Annotated in this window: 16 protein-coding genes; 6 read left to right on the forward strand and 10 right to left on the reverse strand. The window is 36.7% G+C overall.

The window, feature by feature from the left end; all coding sequences use genetic code 11:
- Positions 1–201 precede the first annotated feature (201 nt).
- The 4 genes from NSQ84_RS17855 to NSQ84_RS17870 form a co-directional block, all read right to left on the reverse strand.
- Entirely contained in the window at positions 202–870 is a 669-nt protein-coding gene (locus NSQ84_RS17855; protein ID WP_311066684.1) for a GNAT family N-acetyltransferase, read from the reverse strand.
- Entirely contained in the window at positions 836–1,741 is a 906-nt protein-coding gene (locus NSQ84_RS17860; RefSeq protein ID WP_063389120.1) for a carbon-nitrogen hydrolase family protein, read from the reverse strand. The genes NSQ84_RS17855 and NSQ84_RS17860 overlap by 35 nt, the downstream gene beginning before the upstream one ends.
- Before the next feature lie 239 nt (positions 1,742–1,980).
- Entirely contained in the window at positions 1,981–2,334 is a 354-nt protein-coding gene (locus tag NSQ84_RS17865; protein ID WP_066251453.1) for a hypothetical protein, read from the reverse strand.
- Positions 2,335–2,618: 284 nt separating this feature from the next.
- Positions 2,619–2,816: a hypothetical protein gene (locus tag NSQ84_RS17870; protein ID WP_066251457.1), complete on the reverse strand. Its 198-nt coding sequence runs from the start codon at positions 2,814–2,816 to the stop codon at positions 2,619–2,621.
- A gap of 381 nt (positions 2,817–3,197) precedes the next feature.
- Here NSQ84_RS17870 and NSQ84_RS17875 point away from each other — a divergent pair, with 381 nt between their 5' ends.
- The 4 genes from NSQ84_RS17875 to NSQ84_RS17890 all read left to right on the forward strand — a co-directional run bounded on the left by NSQ84_RS17875 (position 3,198) and on the right by NSQ84_RS17890 (position 7,658).
- The gene (locus NSQ84_RS17875) at positions 3,198–3,893 is read left to right on the forward strand and encodes a response regulator transcription factor (RefSeq protein ID WP_327848295.1); all 696 of its coding nucleotides are present in this window, start codon (positions 3,198–3,200) and stop codon (positions 3,891–3,893) included.
- A complete protein-coding gene (locus tag NSQ84_RS17880; protein ID WP_063389122.1) occupies positions 3,886–4,890 on the forward strand; it encodes a sensor histidine kinase in 1,005 nt (334 codons plus the stop codon). The genes NSQ84_RS17875 and NSQ84_RS17880 overlap by 8 nt, the downstream gene beginning before the upstream one ends.
- 94 nt (positions 4,891–4,984) lie before the next feature.
- Complete coding sequence (locus NSQ84_RS17885) at positions 4,985–5,746, forward strand: ABC transporter ATP-binding protein (protein WP_066251459.1); 762 nt, start codon at positions 4,985–4,987, stop codon at positions 5,744–5,746.
- The gene (locus NSQ84_RS17890; RefSeq protein ID WP_117016895.1) at positions 5,736–7,658 is read left to right on the forward strand and encodes an ABC transporter permease; all 1,923 of its coding nucleotides are present in this window, start codon (positions 5,736–5,738) and stop codon (positions 7,656–7,658) included. Before NSQ84_RS17885 ends, NSQ84_RS17890 begins: the two co-directional genes overlap by 11 nt.
- A 237-nt stretch (positions 7,659–7,895) precedes the next feature.
- On the opposite strand, the gene NSQ84_RS17895 is transcribed toward NSQ84_RS17890, so the two are convergent.
- Positions 7,896–8,525: an NAD(P)-dependent oxidoreductase gene (locus tag NSQ84_RS17895; protein WP_327873540.1), complete on the reverse strand. Its 630-nt coding sequence runs from the start codon at positions 8,523–8,525 to the stop codon at positions 7,896–7,898.
- A gap of 184 nt (positions 8,526–8,709) precedes the next feature.
- Between NSQ84_RS17895 and NSQ84_RS17900 the strand changes: the two genes are divergently transcribed.
- Entirely contained in the window at positions 8,710–9,120 is a 411-nt protein-coding gene (locus tag NSQ84_RS17900; RefSeq protein WP_327873539.1) for an Rrf2 family transcriptional regulator, read from the forward strand.
- A 139-nt stretch (positions 9,121–9,259) separates the two neighbouring features.
- On the opposite strand, the gene NSQ84_RS17905 is transcribed toward NSQ84_RS17900, so the two are convergent.
- Both NSQ84_RS17905 and NSQ84_RS17910 read right to left on the reverse strand, forming a co-directional pair.
- A complete protein-coding gene (locus NSQ84_RS17905; RefSeq protein WP_130156913.1) occupies positions 9,260–10,189 on the reverse strand; it encodes a response regulator in 930 nt (309 codons plus the stop codon).
- A 4-nt stretch (positions 10,190–10,193) separates the two neighbouring features.
- Positions 10,194–11,501, reverse strand: coding sequence for a sensor histidine kinase (locus tag NSQ84_RS17910; RefSeq protein ID WP_130156915.1), 1,308 nt, complete (start codon positions 11,499–11,501; stop codon positions 10,194–10,196).
- 283 nt (positions 11,502–11,784) lie between these two features.
- Here NSQ84_RS17910 and NSQ84_RS17915 point away from each other — a divergent pair, with 283 nt between their 5' ends.
- A complete protein-coding gene (locus tag NSQ84_RS17915; protein ID WP_066251467.1) occupies positions 11,785–13,062 on the forward strand; it encodes a cation:dicarboxylase symporter family transporter in 1,278 nt (425 codons plus the stop codon).
- Positions 13,063–13,999: 937 nt separating this feature from the next.
- Here the strand turns inward: NSQ84_RS17915 and NSQ84_RS17920 are convergent.
- From NSQ84_RS17920 to NSQ84_RS17930, 3 genes are all read right to left on the reverse strand, one after another.
- A complete protein-coding gene (locus NSQ84_RS17920; protein ID WP_066251470.1) occupies positions 14,000–15,418 on the reverse strand; it encodes a PTS mannitol transporter subunit IICB in 1,419 nt (472 codons plus the stop codon).
- A gap of 101 nt (positions 15,419–15,519) precedes the next feature.
- Entirely contained in the window at positions 15,520–15,957 is a 438-nt protein-coding gene (locus tag NSQ84_RS17925; RefSeq protein ID WP_066251473.1) for a PTS sugar transporter subunit IIA, read from the reverse strand.
- A gap of 33 nt (positions 15,958–15,990) precedes the next feature.
- The gene (locus tag NSQ84_RS17930; RefSeq protein ID WP_117016899.1) at positions 15,991–17,148 is read right to left on the reverse strand and encodes a mannitol-1-phosphate 5-dehydrogenase; all 1,158 of its coding nucleotides are present in this window, start codon (positions 17,146–17,148) and stop codon (positions 15,991–15,993) included.
- Positions 17,149–17,186: the final 38 nt, after the last annotated feature.

The following is a 17,186-nucleotide window of genomic DNA, read 5'->3' on the forward strand; positions in this document are numbered from 1 at the left end:
GCAAAAGTGAATAGGCAATGACTGCAATATGTAAATGCCGAACGATCATATCGGAGGTACAGATCCAAAAAGCCGAAGTTTGATATGGAAACTGGCTCATATTCCATGTGAAAGCAAGTTTAAAATATTAGCAGAGAGCGAGCATGAAAAAAAGCCGCTGTATCACCAATAATTGGCGTTCAAGCAGCTTTTTTCAATTACTTATTTAAACGGATTTTTCCATTCCATTAGAACAGCATAGTTACGGGATTCCTCATCCTCCAAATAATTAGCCACAATTCCAAGAGGCGTCCGTCCGCAACGGAGGAGGAATGAAATAACCGGGTCTTTTAAATTTCCGCTGACGACAGCATCTACATATTGTTCAGCTGACATCTCATCCGCATATTTATAATATCCCGGCATTCTGCCGCCGCCGAGCAAGCGATCCAATCCTTTATGGACAACTACTTCGTACATTGATTGCATAAGCCATTTTCCTAAATCCAGCTTTCGATGGGACGGACGGATGCAAATATCCACAACATATAAAGTGTTGCCATTCGGATCATGGTTACGGATATAGCCGTTGTCCGTTATCTCTTCCCAAGTATGATCAGGATGGGCGGGATCAAAATTCACGATTAAAGATGTCATCGATCCTGCTAACGTTCCTTCTACCTCAACGCATAAAGCGCCTTCCTGAAACAATGTCACGTGATTCGTTAATTGCTCTTTATTCCACCAAAGTTCTGATGGAAAAGGCGGCGGAAAGCTTTCCTTTTGAATTTCAATTAATTCATCAAAATCTGCTTCATTATAATTCCTTATCACCACTTCGACATTGCGGCCTTGATTATTCAGATAAAATCTCTTTCTGTAACGGCTCATCTCCATTCCCCTTTCGTCCATGAACACTTAAATCAGGATATAAATCAAAGCGGCGGTCTCTCCAAGTGGTGACAGATCCGTTTTCTCTCACTTTGTATAAGAGAGATAAATCAAGATCCGCCGTAATAATCATATCGTGGTTTATTTCCCCCTCCATCAAGATCCCGTTTTTCGGAAATGGGATGTCGTTCGGAGTAATGACCGCTGCCTGGCCGAAATTTGCCCTCATAAAATCAACGGTAGGAAGCGAACCTACTGTCCCTGTTGTCACCACATAGATTTGATTTTCAATCGTTCTGGCGTGGCTTGTATACCGCACTCGTTGAAATCCGTGGCGGTCATCTGTACAAGACGGACAGAACACAACGTCAGCTCCCATTCCTCGCACAATCCGAACAATTTCCGGAAATTCGATATCATAACAAGTTAACATGGCAATTTTTCCTTTTTCGGTTTCAAATATTTGAACCGTTTCTCCGGGAGTCAGATGCCATTCTTTCACTTCCGTCGGCGTCAAGTGAAGCTTCGCTTGTTCAGCTATCCGGCCATCGGGATAAAATAAATGGGCTGTATTATACAATCGTCCTTCTTTTTCGATAATATGAGTGCCTCCAATAATATGCATGCCCGTTTCTTTAGCAAGCGATGTAAATAGTGAATAATATCGGTCCGTATAATGAGGTAAATTTTGAATCGTCTGCTTTTGATTCGGAATGGACAGCAATTGAGTCGTAAAAAATTCAGGAAAAAGAACAAAATCAGCATCAAACTCTTCTGCGGTTTTCACATAATGCGTTACTTGGTTTGCAAAATCTTCAAAGCTCCCGATGGAATGAAGATGATATTGAACAGCAGATACACGTATTTTCATGTAGCCTCTTTCCCTTCATCATAATCTGTTCCCCGCTTATTACTGAACAAAGTATAACATAAAACCAGTTTATTTTAATTTAATTTGATTTTGTGTAAAGCATTTTGCTGGAACAAAAGAGAATACTTGAACTATTTATTTAGAAGTGAAATAATTCACTCAAAATTAACAGACAAAACGAAAACAAGCCGTTTGACTGCCGGTGATTTGGCGTTCAAGCGGCTTGTTTTATTCCATTTTTAAATGCTTTGCTCGTATTTGGCAATAAGTTCTTCGTTTTTTCCGACTAAACCGAGTTTAAATGCTTTTTGAATAATTTTTGCTACTTCAGCATTGAAAAATGGATCTCCACCATACCTCATCTTATCATCCAAAATTTTATTATGGAAATGAGACGTTTCTCTGGCTAAATCTTCATTTACAATTTTCCCTTCCTTTATTGCGTCCATAAATTCATAAAAATCCATTTTGCTGTTGTATTCTTCTCTTGTCTCGTTGCCATAAGGGCTGCCTGTTTCCAAATGTTTTTTGAACGGAGCTACAAGCGTCAATTGCGTATAAGCAGCAAAATATTGAGTTTCAGTAATATTCATATAAGATCACTCCCTAACAATTGTAAAATTTATGTGATCATAAAGTGTTTTATTTGAAAAATAATCTAACGCTGAAATGCTGATCGATTCTGTAGTCAATAGCCTCATAGGTATTTCATAATATTTGATCCACCCATACACAATTTTGTCAGATCCTGATAAAGGTTCATCCGCTAAAGGTTTACGAGTTTGAGAAGTAATATCCCTTCCACCATTATATATTCTAAGAAAGCCTGGACGCTCAGTACCTTCAACATAAATGGCAATTCTTATGTTTCTCCCTTTTAAAGGAGTGATTGCCGACAATTGATTTGGTGAAATGATTTCCCATTCATTATCTTTCCATCCGACGTAATACCAATTATCTGTAAATCCGTTAATGGTGGTGCGGATGCAGCTGAAGTTTTTGCAGGAAAGAATGCAAATACGAACGAAAATGATAGAACAGCCAGCGTAAAAATAACTCCGACAATTTTTTTCATAATAACCTCCTCCATATTTTATAAAATTTCCATTTTTCATATCGGTATAAACTGGAATATTTTTAATATAAAAACAAAATTTAACAAGAAGTATTCTGACCTCACATCCGCCTTTAATAAACCTTTAAAACTCTTAAACGAGTTGAAAAACGGCTCATCGCAACATTAAACCGTTTCAATTACCTTGTAAAATCAATTATAATAAGGGCAAAGATCATTTTTTTCCCTCGGGAACAGCAATCTTCAGAAAGCCGGAAAATGATTTATACAATCAATTATAGAAAAATCGCAAAAAAACACCGCTATCCGCTCAATCATGCACAATTTAGGACAGCGGGAAAAAGTCTAACAAACATAAGTGAAAAAAGTGTGGTGAAAGCATTGTTTAAAATTTTGCTGATTGAGGATGACACCACCCTGTTTCATGAAATAAAAGAACGGTTATTACAATGGTCTTATGATGTATACGGCATTACAGACTTCGGAAAAGTGATTGAAGAATTTACAGCCATCAAGCCTGATTTGGTCATCATTGATATTCAGCTGCCAAAGTTTGATGGATTTCATTGGTGCCGAATGATCCGCTCCCATTCCAACGTTCCGATTATTTTTTTATCATCGCGGGATCACCCGACCGATATGGTGATGTCAATGCAGCTTGGAGCGGATGATTTTATACAAAAACCGTTTCATTTCGAGGTGCTTATCGCAAAAATACAAGCAATTCTCCGCCGAGTATACAACTATAATACAGAACGAATGAAGCTGAAGGCATGGTGCGGGGCGACGGTCGATTATGAGAACAATACGGTCACAAATGATAAAGGAACAATTGAACTAACTAAAAATGAACTATTGATATTAAAGCATTTGCTTGAGAAGAAAAACAAAATCGTCAGCCGGACAGAATTAATCAAAAGCCTGTGGGAGGATGAGCGCTTTGTCAGCGATAATACCTTAACGGTCAATGTCAATCGTTTGCGAAAAAAATTGGATGAGCTCGGGTTGGGACGCTTTATTGAAACGAAAGTCGGCCAAGGCTACATAGCAAAGGAAGAGGCAGCCGTATATGATTAAAAAATATATTATTGAAAGAAAGAGCTGGATCCTTCTCTTTTTATTCATGCAGCTGTTTATCCTTTTTATTTCTTATCTTGATTCAACCATTTCATTAAAGTCCGTTCTCTATATTGTCTTTTTATTGATGATTATTTTTTTCATTTTTGTCATCATCCGCTACAATAAAGAAACAAAGTTTTATAAAAGCTTGGAAGGATGGGAAAACAGCCTTGATTTAACAAGTATAGCGAATGCTGAAAGCCCTTTTGAAAAAATGATTGAACAGCGGATAATAAACCAAACGAAGCTTTTGAAACAAGAGGCTTCGCAAAATCGAATTGCGCTCGAGCAGGAAAAAGATGAATTGCTGTCATGGATTCATGAAGTTAAAACACCGCTGACAGCGATGCATTTAATCATTGAACGATTAGATGATGAAGTTATCAAAGCACAATTGACATATGAATGGCTGCGCATTCATCTGCTGCTTGACCAGCAGCTTCATCAAAAACGGATTCCTTTCATGGAAAATGATTTATATATTGAAAATGTTGCACTGGAACCACTCATTTTCAAAGAGATAAAAGCTTTGCAATCATGGTGTATGCAAAAAGGAATTGGGTTTGAGGTCGAGCTAGAGGCTGCCGAAGTGCTAAGCGATGCGAAATGGCTCGCCTTTATCATGAGACAGCTGTTAACAAATGCGGTAAAATACAGCGATTCATCCGATATCATCATTCAAAGCTATCGACAAAATGATCAAACAATGATCAAAGTGAAGGATTTTGGCCGTGGCATTGACCCGAAGGATCTGCCGCGCATTTTTGACAAAGGCTTCACATCCACGACCGCACATCAGGACAATGCCTCAACAGGCATGGGATTATACTTGGCGAAAAAAGCCGCCGAAACATTGCTGATAGATATTAAAGTAGAGTCAAAGCTTGGAGAAGGAACGACTGTTACCTTAACCTTTCCAAAGAAAAATGAATTTGTCCGCATTACAAGCATGTGACAATTTTGTCACATGCTTTTTCATTTTGTTCGCTGAATCGAAGGAAAAATACAAGAAGGACGATTATGATAAAAATATCAAGGAGGGACGCGATATGTATATTTTAGAGGCAACAAAAATTTACAAAAGCTATGGAAACAAATTTAATAAACAAGAAGTGTTAAAGGGATTGGACATTCGTGTCGAAAAGGGAGAATTCGTCAGCATCATGGGGGCATCCGGCTCAGGGAAAACGACATTGCTCAATGTTCTATCCTCAATTGATCAAGTCAGCCAAGGAACGATCAAAATAGAAGGAAAAGACATTATAAGCATGAAAGAAAAACAACTGGCTGAATTCCGCAAAAGACATTTAGGATTCATCTTTCAAGAATACAATTTGCTCGATACACTAACAGTGAAAGAAAACGTCCTGCTGCCTTTATCCATTACAAAAACAGCAAAAAAAGACGCGGAGCAAAAATTTAATGAACTAGCGACAGAACTAGGAATTTATGAGATCAAAGACAAATATCCGAATGAAATTTCCGGCGGCCAAAAACAGCGCACTTCAGCAGCAAGGGCATTTATTCATGAGCCGAGCATTATTTTCGCCGACGAACCAACAGGCGCTCTTGATTCAAAGTCGGCATCTGATCTATTAAACAAGCTGCAAAAATTAAATCAAAAACGAAAAGCCACCATTGTTATGGTCACCCACGATCCGGTTGCAGCAAGCTTCTCAAGCAGGGTCATTTTTATAAAAGACGGACAAATTTATACCCAATTAATAAAAGGGGAAGAAACAAGACAAACGTTCTTTCAGCATATTATGAAAACCCAAGGGGTATTAGGCGGGGTGCAAAATGAGCATTAATCAGCTGATTTTCCGTAATTTGAAAAAAAATCTGAAAAACTACTATTTATATGTATTTGCCTTAATGTTTACAGTAGCCCTTTATTTCGCGTTTGTCACATTGCAATATGATCCGTCAATGGATGCAACAAAAGGCTCGATTAAAGGGGCTGCTGCCATTCGAACTGCATCCGTATTATTGATTGTCATTGTGACTGTCTTTCTCTTGTATGCCAATAACATCTTCATTAAACGGCGCAGTAAAGAAATTGGCTTGCTTCAATTAATCGGCATGACAAAAGGGAAAATATTCCGCATTCTTACGGCTGAGAATTTTATCATTTATTTCAGCTCATTATTCATTGGAGTCTTTATTGGATTTTCCAGCTCCAAATTATTCATTATGATTTTGTTTAAAATTACCGGCGTCAATGCCATTGCAACGCTTACTTTTTCACCTAATGCTTTGATCCAAACAGTGATCGTTTTTAGTGCGATTTATCTTTGTATCATGCTGTTGAATTACGTATTTATTAAAAAACAGAACATTTTATCTTTATTTAAAGTTGCTTCCACTACAGAAGTAAAAAAAGTATCCCTGTTGGAAATGATTATCGGGATTCTCGGCATATTCTTCATCATTATAGGCTACTATATTTCGTCTAAGTTATTTGGCGGCGATTTTACTACGATGAATGAGCTATTCCTTGCGATGATCTTTATACTAGGATCTGTCATTATCGGAACCTATTTATTTTATAAAGGGTCTGTCAGCTTTATTTTTTATCTCATTAGAAAAAAGAAGGATGGTTATTTAAATATTCATGAGGTACTATCTCTTTCATCGATTATGTTCCGAATGAAGTCAAATGCTTTATTATTAACGATCATTACAACCGTCTCTGCTCTTGCCATCGGATTGTTATCTTTAAGTTATATTTCCTACTATTCATCGGAAAAATCCGCTGAAAATTATGTCGCCGCCGATTTTGCTCTGACGAATGCAGAAGATGCAAAGCATTTTAAAGAAGCATTACATGCGCATCACATTCCATACAGTGAAAAAATGATTGATGTGATCCACGCAAACATCAATATGAAGAAAATATTAGATACAAAGCTGAAGGAATTGAAAGTTGACCCGGCATCCATGACTCTCCCAATCATTAGTGACGACGATGTAGAAAAGATCAATCTGTCTCCAGATGAAACTCTTTTTGCAGGGTATAACGATATGATGCAGAAGTTTATGCCGCTGAAAAGTTCCGGTCAAATCGAATTAAAAGGCCGGCACGAAGTCATACCGCAAAAATATTTAGGTTTACAAAAGGAATACTACATTTCCTATTTTTTCACAAGCGGTGGCCTGCCTGTTGCCATTGTCGACGAAGCGATATTTGACCGTTTACAAAAGGACATGGACATGAAACCGTCTGTTCATATAGGAATTGATATTCAAGATGAAGCTAAAATACAGGAAGCTGATGAAATCTTTCAAAAAACGACGTTTAGCGGCAATCATGATTCACGGCTCGCCATGAGCAGCAATCAAAAACGATCTATGGGGCTCAGCATGTTTATTGTCGGCTTTTTAGGTTTAACTTTTCTGATTACATCCGGCTGCATTCTTTATTTCAAACAAATGGATGAGAGCGAAGATGAAAAGCTAAATTATACCATTTTAAGAAAACTCGGCTTCACACAAGGCGACTTGCTCAAAGGAGTTCAAGCCAAACAAGCTTTTAATTTTGGGATTCCTTTGATCATCGGGCTTTTCCACAGCTACTTTGCCGTTCAATCCGGATGGTTTTTATTCGGCACAGAGCTCTGGACGCCAATGATTCTCGTCATGCTGCTATATACAGCTTTGTATTCGATTTTCGGCTTTCTCTCCGTACTTTATTATAAAAAAGTAATAAAAGCGGCTCTTTAATATTAAGGAACTGTCCAAAAAGTCAGTATAAGTTGACTTTTGGGAACCCCCTCTTTATTAAAAAAACCGCCCGTGTGAAAAACGGGTAGCTTGTTCAACTTTATAGAAAAATATAAGCCTCAGCTCCCCACAGGGTGTCTGAGGCTTATATTTCATTATATGAATAACCCCCGAAATCCTCCCAAATCTCAAACCGTAAAAAAATAAGAAAATCTGCACCGCTCGGCAATCAAGCTTTTATTTGGATACGACGGAAAAACGTTTATTAATGTGCTTACGGTTTTCAATTTCATCTACAAGTGCTATCGCATAGTCTCTATAACTGATGTAGCTTTGGCCTTCAGAGTTGACAGCAAGCACATCGCCTGAAACTTTATATTCACCTGTGCGCGGACCTTGCGGATCAAAAAATGCAGCTGGGCTAATATAAGTCCATTGAATCCCTTCAGAGTTTTCAAGATCTTGCAAATTTTGAGCTGAGCTTTTCGCTACCGGCAAATATTCTTTCGGAAAATCCGGCGTATCAAAGAGGCGGGTTGTTTTCGCTTCATCGACAAACAGGCTGCCCGCTCCTCCTACAACAATAAGCCGCGTATTAGGCGCTCCTTTCAAGGCATTGATTAATACTTTTCCTGCCTCCACATGTTTATGCTCTTCACCAGGTGCAGTGCCAAATGCATTTACAACAACATCAAAATCTTTTATATCCTCTGATGTAATATCGAAAATACCCTTTTCAACAGCTGGTACATCAGTCACTTTAGAAGCATTGCGGACAATAGCCGTAACATCATGTCCTCGTTCCTTTGCTTCCTTTACTATTAAACTTCCTGCTTTTCCCGTTGCACCAATAACGGCAATTTTCATAAACAATTTTCCTCCCTTTATGTAACTAATTCAGTTACAAATTATATGTAACTATTATAGTTACAAATATAAATCTCTGTCAACTTATTGATTGAAGCTGTCATCCGGAAATCATTGCCTGCCGACCTGTTTGACAAAATTTCAAATTTGTCACTAAAATAGTGACAAATGGTGGTGGAAACTTATGATTAACAGCCGTTTAGCAGTGGCGATTCATATTATGATCTTAATAGCATCAAATCCCCTTGAGCACGTGTCTTCAGAATTTATTGCCAAAAGCGTCAACACGAATCCTGTGGTGATCCGGCGAATTACAAGCATGCTCAAGAAAGCGGGACTATTAACTTCCCATGCCGGCAGAACCGGAGCAAAATTAACAAAAAACCCTGAAGACATAACACTTTTGGATATTTTTAAAGCGGTCGAACCGAAAGACGAATTATTCGCCATTCACGAAAATCCGAACCCCAATTGTCCCGTTGGAAAAAACATTCAATCCGCCCTGGACAGCACATTTACGCGCGTTCAAAAAGCGATGGAAGACGAGCTGGCCAGCCAATCCCTAAAAGACGTAATGGGCCATTTCTTACAATAAGAATGGCCCATAAAAAATGAAGCTGTAGTTATTTCCTCTTTTTCGGCACTTATGACCGTTTCGCTGTTTTGAATAAGGTGAATGATTCATTTTTACTTTCATAAGTTTGCACGCATGCAGGGAATCTTTGAAATCGATTTTATTCCTCCATCAAGTGCTTGATTTCAAAATAAAAAGCATGGATAAATTTTTTCGTATTGATTCGTATAGACGATGCAGCTGCAGGCCGATCGGCTTTTAATTCCTCCATTTTTTGACGAACAGCAGTGAAATCAAAAAATTTGGATGAGTAATTTTCAAACTTTGGATGGATGAAGTCTGTGAGCCCAAGTGACGCTAAGTTGTTCAAGGAATGATAGATCGCCCTCCGCACACGTTGTTCAGACGCTTTAATTTCCCTTTTCAGCTCCTCTTCACTGGCTGCTTCTCCAAGCTTCTTCAACGCAATATTTCTAAATATCTCCTTTAATGAAGGAAATCCGCCGGCAAATGTTTTCTCTTGTTCGTAATCATATAAAAACTGCATGATTTCAATGAGATCTTTACTGCCGCTTTCTCCGGCAATGCCTAGTTCTGAAAGGAGGAATCGTGCACTGGCAGAAAGAGAATTTTCTTTATAAGGATTTACATTTTGCTTTAGAAGATGATCAACGTTCATAACACTATATAAAGAGTGATGGATATCCTGAATGGTTTTTTCCAAACGTATATGACCCATCACCTTCTTTAAGATTGACAATACTTCAATTTTATTAATCGGCTTCGTTATATAGTTTTCGATTCCGTATTCATAAGCTTGGCCGATCATATCCTTTGATTCCACCTGCGATATCATAACAATTTTTCCTTTAAAAATCGGCTTGATTTTCTTAATCGTTTCAATGCCGTCCTGAATGGGCATTAACAGGTCAACTAATAAAATATCGACTTTCTTCAAATTTAAAAATTCACCGCTAACATCAGCACCGTCTGCTGCTTCGCCGACGACTTCACCAAGTTCCTCGTCTTCAATGATATGCCATAGCATAGTACGAATTGACTCATCGTCATCTATTATAAAAAACCTCATAAAATCACCTTTTCTGGGTTAAATTTCCAATTGGCAGACGAACGATAAATGTTGCCCCTTTGCTATCTTCCTGATGATCAATCATTACTTCCCCTTTAAGCTTTTCTGCCAATTCTTTCACATATGAAAGCCCAATACCTGTTGATGAATTGCCCGTGCTGTCGAATTTCAAGGTGAATCCTGGTTTAAAAATAATATCTTTATATTGATCGGGAATTCCGGGACCATCATCATGAACGCGTATTTGGAGCCAATCATTTTCCCGCTCCACTGCAATCTCAATGCTGCCAGTTCCTTTGATGGCCTCCACTGCGTTAGCGACAAGGTTATTCACAATGGAAATAAACGTATACACATGATACTCAGGATGTGACCCATTATATGCAATACTGAATTCAATGTTTTTCCCCAACAGCTCAGCATACTTCTCATGTGTTCGAACAATGATTGATAAAAGTGATCGGACATCTAAATAATCAAGGGAGCTTTCTTCTGAAATTACTTTTGAAAGTCCAGACAAAATGCGTTGATTATCTTTTTTGATCTCATGAACCTCGCCGGCAATCCTCAAGGCATGCCGTGAAAGCTCCTCCAGCGACAGCCTTTTCTTCCCTTTCCTGATCTCCTGCAATTTTTGATACAGGTTGTAAGATTGCCTCGTAATTTCCTCAGCATCTTGAACGGATTTTTTTAATAGCACCGACTCTTCGTAAAGGTTCGATACCAGCATGATCATATGTTCATTGCGTTTTTGAATCTCCGCTTCCCTTAGCTTAGATTCATGCAATTTTATCATACTAAATAAACCGATCACAAAAAAACTTCGGAATATGGCAATAATCATAATTTTATTAAAGGCATCTAAAGTCATTACCGTTCCAATCATAATATTTTCAGCGAGTAGCTCGACAATCCCGGCTGCCAATTCTATCACAATCCCCAAAAGGCCGATCACCCATGGTCGATTGTAAAATCGGTGAATTCTTAAAACAGAAAAAACAAGCGCATACGTGAAGTAATAGAAAAAATAAGGAGAATTTGTATGAATGGAAGCCATCCAATCAACAGATGTAAGGGATATCAAATCGAGAAGAACCCGAAATGTCACAATTGATAAGCCTGCAAGAACACCACATATAACAGCTGGTACCTTTCTCAGCCACAATAAAAAAATAAACAATGTTGGAGGTCCAAAACTCACCCGATAAACTTCATTAAATGGATAAAATTTAATTTCGCCAGCGAGCGGAACCAAAATGATCATTGCAACCAATAATTGAAGTTCTTTTTTTTCAAGAGAGTGCAAGTTCAATATTACCACAACCTTGTTATAATGGTTCCTCTTAAAAAATTGAATAAAAGTTAGAATTTTAAAAACGAAGTAAATAATCAATTTGTAGAATTTTGTAGATTTATCGTCTGATCTTGTAGTTTCAATTTTAAATTAGATGAGATAACTCGTAAGCGCTCTCGCAAACAACTCTACTAATTATTATAGCTTATTATTTCGACGAGTAATCATTTAAAAGATAATGATAATCAATTTTGTCATCCATTCGTTTTGGAGGCAATTATAAAAGAAAAGAGGTGCTATGATGAAAAGAATAAGCTTGGCTTGGCAAATTTTAATAGGTCTTGTACTAGGTATTGTTGTTGGTACTATTTTTTATGGTAACCCAGATGTTGCGAAATTTTTGCAGCCAATTGGGGATATATTTTTACGATTAATTAAAATGATCGTCATTCCAATTGTTATTTCCAGCTTAATTGTCGGTATTGCAAGTGTAGGTGATACAAAAAAGCTCGGAAAGCTTGGCGGAAAAACAATTTTGTATTTTGAAATTATTACAACTGTCGCCATTATTGTCGGACTTTTAGCAGCTAACATTTTTCAGCCTGGTTCCGGCGTCGATATGAGCTCATTAGAGAAAACAGATATTCATAGTTATGTCGATACGGCAGAAGCAGTTGAAAGCCACGGAATAGCTGATACATTTGTCAACATTGTTCCACCAAACATTTTCCAGGCATTTGTTGAAGGAAATATGCTGGCGATCATTTTCTTCTCTGTATTTTTCGGACTTGGAGTCACAGCCATCGGAGAGCGTGGAAAACCGATCATTGCCTTTTTCCAAGGTACAGCTGAAACGATGTTCTGGGTGACGAACCAAGTGATGAAATTTGCACCATTTGGTGTGTTTGCCCTTATCGGTGTGACTGTGTCTAAATTCGGTATCGAATCATTGGTGCCGTTGGGTAAATTAGTAATTGTCGGCTATGGAACAATGTTATTCTTCGTTGTCGTCGTTCTTGGATTTGTTGCAAAATTAGTCGGTCTAAACATTTTTCACATCATCCGTTTACTTAAAGAAGAGCTTATCCTTGCCTATTCAACCTCAAGCTCAGAAACAGTTATGCCAAGAATAATGGAGAAAATGGAGAAATTTGGATGCCCAAAATCCATTACAGCATTTGTCATTCCAACAGGTTATTCCTTTAACTTAGATGGTTCAACCCTATACCAAGCATTAGCAGCACTGTTTATAGCACAAATGTATGGCATTGATTTGTCCATCGCTGATCAAATTTCATTGGTGCTAGTATTAATGTTGACCTCAAAAGGAATTGCAGGCGTTCCAGGCGTTTCATTTGTTGTACTGTTGGCTACGCTGGGAGCAGTAGGCATCCCGCCTGAAGGTCTTGCATTTATCGCAGGTATTGACCGTATTCTCGATATGGCTAGAACAGTGGTCAATGTCATTGGAAATTCATTAGCCGCTGTCGTTATGTCTAAATGGGAAGGTCAGTTCGATGTTGAAAAAGCTATTTCATATATCAATTCTTTTAAAAATAATAAGCAATCCGCAGCTTAATATAACCGATATAATTCCAAAAACTTTGCAATCAAAAAGCCGGAGTGGTTATGATACCATTCCGGCTTTTGCTATAGATTGAAGATAATGATTTCAACAGCTTTGTTAGATTCATTCGTAAAGATGATATTTCTGATCTTGATCGTTTTCTACATAGTTAAACGTTAAGAAAAAACAGAGCGTATTTTCCATCATTTCTGTCATTTCCTATTATTTCTTTATCTTTGTTTGTTCCAAAGTGCAATTCTTTCCCAAAAAGCTTTTCGCATGTAGAATGATTTTTCACAAGAATAAGCAGACAGCTCAAACTCGAAAAAAAGGTGTCACCTATAATGATTATTAAATAAAACTTGAAACTGTTTCCAAATTCAAGTATTATATAGAAAGACTTAGAAATAGGCACGTGTGAAAAAGTGAAAATTAATAATTTTATAGTGGACGGATGTTTATTATTTTCTTGTTGTCTTCAACACGAAATCACAATAGCCGAATCTGAAATAATTGGTGTATCGCTTAATTTTGCAAAATTACCATAAAACAACTTCTTCGTTTATTAGAGAGATAGAAACTTAAAAAACTTTGAACATATTTTTAAAAAGATAAATCAGGAGTTCCATTGCTTTCAATTCATTTCAGATTAGAAAAACCGTAAATTAAATTTATGTATCTTAGGCTATTTAACTTATATAATTTAGGACCTTTGTTTAATCTAATTTTGAATAGTGGACGTGGTGAGCCGTCCGCGATTGCAAAAATGAGCATTGCCTTATTTGCGCCATTTGCAAAAACACCACGTCCACAAAAGCTAAATCTCAAGGGAGTACTGTTTTCATATCTCTAATCTCCTAATGATTATTTTTCTTTTTAATACTAATATCTATAAAATTGTTGATAACGTTTGCAAGCAAGGAATCTCCAATTACACAAAACCATTTGTTTACCTTTTCCCTAATTCATCAATTAATTTTAATAAATTAGGATCTTCTATATAATTTTCTATAGTGATAATTCTTTTGTTTTTATGAGATAATCTTGCTCTTTCTAATAAATCTTTATGAACGACGATAATGTCAGTGTCTTCTGGAACATCCTCTATTCTATAATGTTTTACTTCAATACCGTCAATATTTGCTTTTTGCAGTCTTTTTCTAAATGTGGTTGCACCTAATGCACTGCTGCCGGCACCTGCATCGCAAGCAAATGAAATTTTACTTATTTTTGTATTAGACAGTTCATTAGATGGATTTAAAATTTGTTTCCCTTCAGATTTCATTGCTTTTGACTTTTCGATTGAACTTGTAAAATCTTCTTCATCTGTTTTTTTATCAAACTTTAATATTATTGCAGTAACGATGAAGGATACTACCGCAGCTACGATTACACCTGAAATGATTCCTAGGAAATTACCTTTAGGGGTTAAAGCTAAATAAGATATTATGGATCCCGGACTAGGTCCAGCTACAAGACCCGCATCGAAAAGATAAAAAGTTGTAATACCTGACATCCCGCCGGCAATCATTGCTAAAATTGTTAATGGTTTCATTAATACATATGGGAAGTATAACTCATGAATGCCTCCGAAGAAATGAATTATTATAGCACCCGGAGCAGTCCGCTTAGCAGCCTTTTTGCCGAAAAAGCTAAAAGCTAATAATAATCCAAGACCAGGTCCTGGGTTTGACGCAACGGTAAAGTAAATTGATTTTCCTGCTTCAAGCGTTTCTTGCATACCTAAAGGATAATATATTCCTTGATCAATGACGTTATTTAAAAACAATACTTTAGCTGGCTCATTAATAAGAGATAATAATGGTAAGTACCCTGTATCCACTAGAGATTTAATAGCGGATGAAACAACATTATTTGCCGCTTCAATAACCGGTCCTATAAAATAAAAGGAGAAAATCATTAGAAAGAAGCCTAAAATACCAATTGAAAAGTTATTAACAATCATTTCAAATCCTGCAGGTATTTTACCATCTATCAATTTATCAAATTTCTTTATAAGCCAGCCTCCCAAAGGACCAATAATCATCGCGCCTAAAAACATTGGTATATCGGATCCAACTATTAGCCCTATGGCTCCGATGGTACCCATTACAGCGCCCCTTTGGCCGGCAACCATTCTCCCTCCTGTGCTTGCTAAAAGCAAAGGCAATAAATACTTGATTGCCGGATCAACTATACTAGCAAGATTCTCATTTGGAAACCAGCCAGAAGGTATAAACAAAGCTGTTAATAACCCCCATGCAATAAAAGCTCCAATATTCGGCAAAACCATATTGGTCAAGAATCCTCCAACAGCTTGGATGCGTGCACGAAAAGATGGAGTTTTGGCTTTAATTACATTTTCCATGTATAACACCCTTTCTTCATATCAATATTATAGAAGAAATTTTTATACTTTTTTGAAAAAAAACGATGTTTAAATTTTAAATTTAATCAAAAAAACATTTTTTATTCTACCATTTTAATAACATTCATTATTTCTTCTTCATTGCTTGAATTTCTAAACTTGTTTACAACATCTTCATCAATTAGTATAGAAGATAAGTCGGATAGCAAACCTAAATGACTTGAATTGTCTTCAGCCGCTAAGACGATAATAATATTCACTTCTTTTCCCTCTGGGAACTGCACGTTGTTTTGTAATTTCAAAAAAGAAATGCCTGTTTTGATTACTCCTCCTTCGTTTCTTGCATGCGGCATGGCAATTCCCGGAACAATTACTATATATGGACCATTTTTATTGACATTATCAATCATATCTTGAATATATTTAGGAGTAATATTACCTTTTTTTAATAAAGGATCGGAAGCAACTCTTATAGATTCCTCCCATGAAGATACTCTATTCAAGAAATTTATATTACCTTTTAAATATTCACTTAACACACCGTTTCACCTTTCTTCATGATTCTATTTACACTACCATTTCTGTATTTTTAGTTGATAATAAATTTCTTTAATTTTTTCTCTAATTGTTTTATTTTCTAACTCTGTAAAATGTAAAATGGCTTGTTCGATCCCATTTTCACAAATGTAGTTTTGCAAAATTACAGACTCTTCATCATCAGGGTTATCGAATAAAAATGCAGCAGCAACGGCAACTGATAAATATTCTATTGAAAGTCCTAAATCAAAAAGTTCTCTAGTGGGTTTAATTAATCGTTCATTATAGCCCAGTTTGCGAATCGGCGATCTTCCTACTCGCAAAATCGAGTCGCTAATATTTTTGTTTTTAAAGCGCTTTATAATTCTTTCAATAAAATCACTCATATCTTTTGGATCCATATTAAATTTCCTCAAAATATATTGGGAAGCTTCATTTAGCGTTTCCCGTACAAGATGTTCAATTTTTGCATTTCTCAAAGCGCTCTGTATTGTAGATTCTCCTGCTAAAAACCCAATATAAGCAGTTGCCGCATGACCCATATTCACTAAATATAATTTTCTTTCAATATAAGGCTGTAAATCTTCAACATAGATTGCGTTTTTTATAATAGGCGAATCTGCATTAACGATTTCTGATTTGTTAATGATCCATTCATAGAACGGTTCTACAAGAACACTCTCACCCCCTTCGCTATGTTTTGATAAAGCTAGGCGATCAATAGCTGAATTAGGAAAGCCAACAAAAGTACATATATTTTCCATTTCTTTATTTGAAACATATCTCTTTATCTCACGTTTCAAACTGGAAGAAGCGTTAATTGCATTTTCATTTGCGATAATGTCGATCTTCTTTTTATTTTCTTTTGCTCTTTTCAAAAGGCCTTGAGATAATATATTAGCTATTTTAGGTATGTTATTGATGCCGACAGATGTTGTAATTAAATCTGCATTCACAATAGCATTGATCACTTCTTCTTCTTGTGTTACACTGTTTAATGCTGAAACCGGAGAGATAGTCTCTATCGTATGATTATCATCTAATATCTCAACCTGATAACTATTGTAATTGTTAAATTTATCAACCGTTTTTTGATTTATATCCACGAAACAAACTTCATACCCAGTTTTGTTTAATAAGTAACCAATTAAACCTTTCCCTATATTCCCTGCACCAAAATGCAACGCTAGCATAATATTATCTCCCTTTACAATACTTAAAACTCTTTATC

Source organism: Aeribacillus sp. FSL K6-3256, assembly GCF_037965805.1.
GTDB classification, from domain to species: Bacteria; Bacillota; Bacilli; order Bacillales; family Aeribacillaceae; genus Aeribacillus; species Aeribacillus composti.

Excerpts from the sequence above, each read along its gene's own strand:
- NSQ84_RS17855 (WP_311066684.1), bottom strand. The coding sequence starts at position 870 with ATGAGCCGTTACAGAAAGAGATTTTATCTGAATAATCAAGGCCGCAAT.
- NSQ84_RS17860 (WP_063389120.1), bottom strand. The coding sequence starts at position 1,741 with ATGAAAATACGTGTATCTGCTGTTCAATATCATCTTCATTCCATCGGG.
- NSQ84_RS17865 (WP_066251453.1), bottom strand. The coding sequence starts at position 2,334 with ATGAATATTACTGAAACTCAATATTTTGCTGCTTATACGCAATTGACG.
- NSQ84_RS17870 (WP_066251457.1), bottom strand. The coding sequence starts at position 2,816 with ATGAAAAAAATTGTCGGAGTTATTTTTACGCTGGCTGTTCTATCATTT.
- NSQ84_RS17880 (WP_063389122.1), top strand. The coding sequence starts at position 3,886 with ATGATTAAAAAATATATTATTGAAAGAAAGAGCTGGATCCTTCTCTTT.
- NSQ84_RS17885 (WP_066251459.1), top strand. The coding sequence starts at position 4,985 with ATGTATATTTTAGAGGCAACAAAAATTTACAAAAGCTATGGAAACAAA.
- NSQ84_RS17890 (WP_117016895.1), top strand. The coding sequence starts at position 5,736 with ATGAGCATTAATCAGCTGATTTTCCGTAATTTGAAAAAAAATCTGAAA.
- NSQ84_RS17895 (WP_327873540.1), bottom strand. The coding sequence starts at position 8,525 with ATGAAAATTGCCGTTATTGGTGCAACGGGAAAAGCAGGAAGTTTAATA.
- NSQ84_RS17900 (WP_327873539.1), top strand. The coding sequence starts at position 8,710 with ATGATTAACAGCCGTTTAGCAGTGGCGATTCATATTATGATCTTAATA.
- NSQ84_RS17905 (WP_130156913.1), bottom strand. The coding sequence starts at position 10,189 with ATGAGGTTTTTTATAATAGATGACGATGAGTCAATTCGTACTATGCTA.
- NSQ84_RS17915 (WP_066251467.1), top strand. The coding sequence starts at position 11,785 with ATGAAAAGAATAAGCTTGGCTTGGCAAATTTTAATAGGTCTTGTACTA.
- NSQ84_RS17920 (WP_066251470.1), bottom strand. The coding sequence starts at position 15,418 with ATGGAAAATGTAATTAAAGCCAAAACTCCATCTTTTCGTGCACGCATC.
- NSQ84_RS17930 (WP_117016899.1), bottom strand. The coding sequence starts at position 17,148 with ATGCTAGCGTTGCATTTTGGTGCAGGGAATATAGGGAAAGGTTTAATT.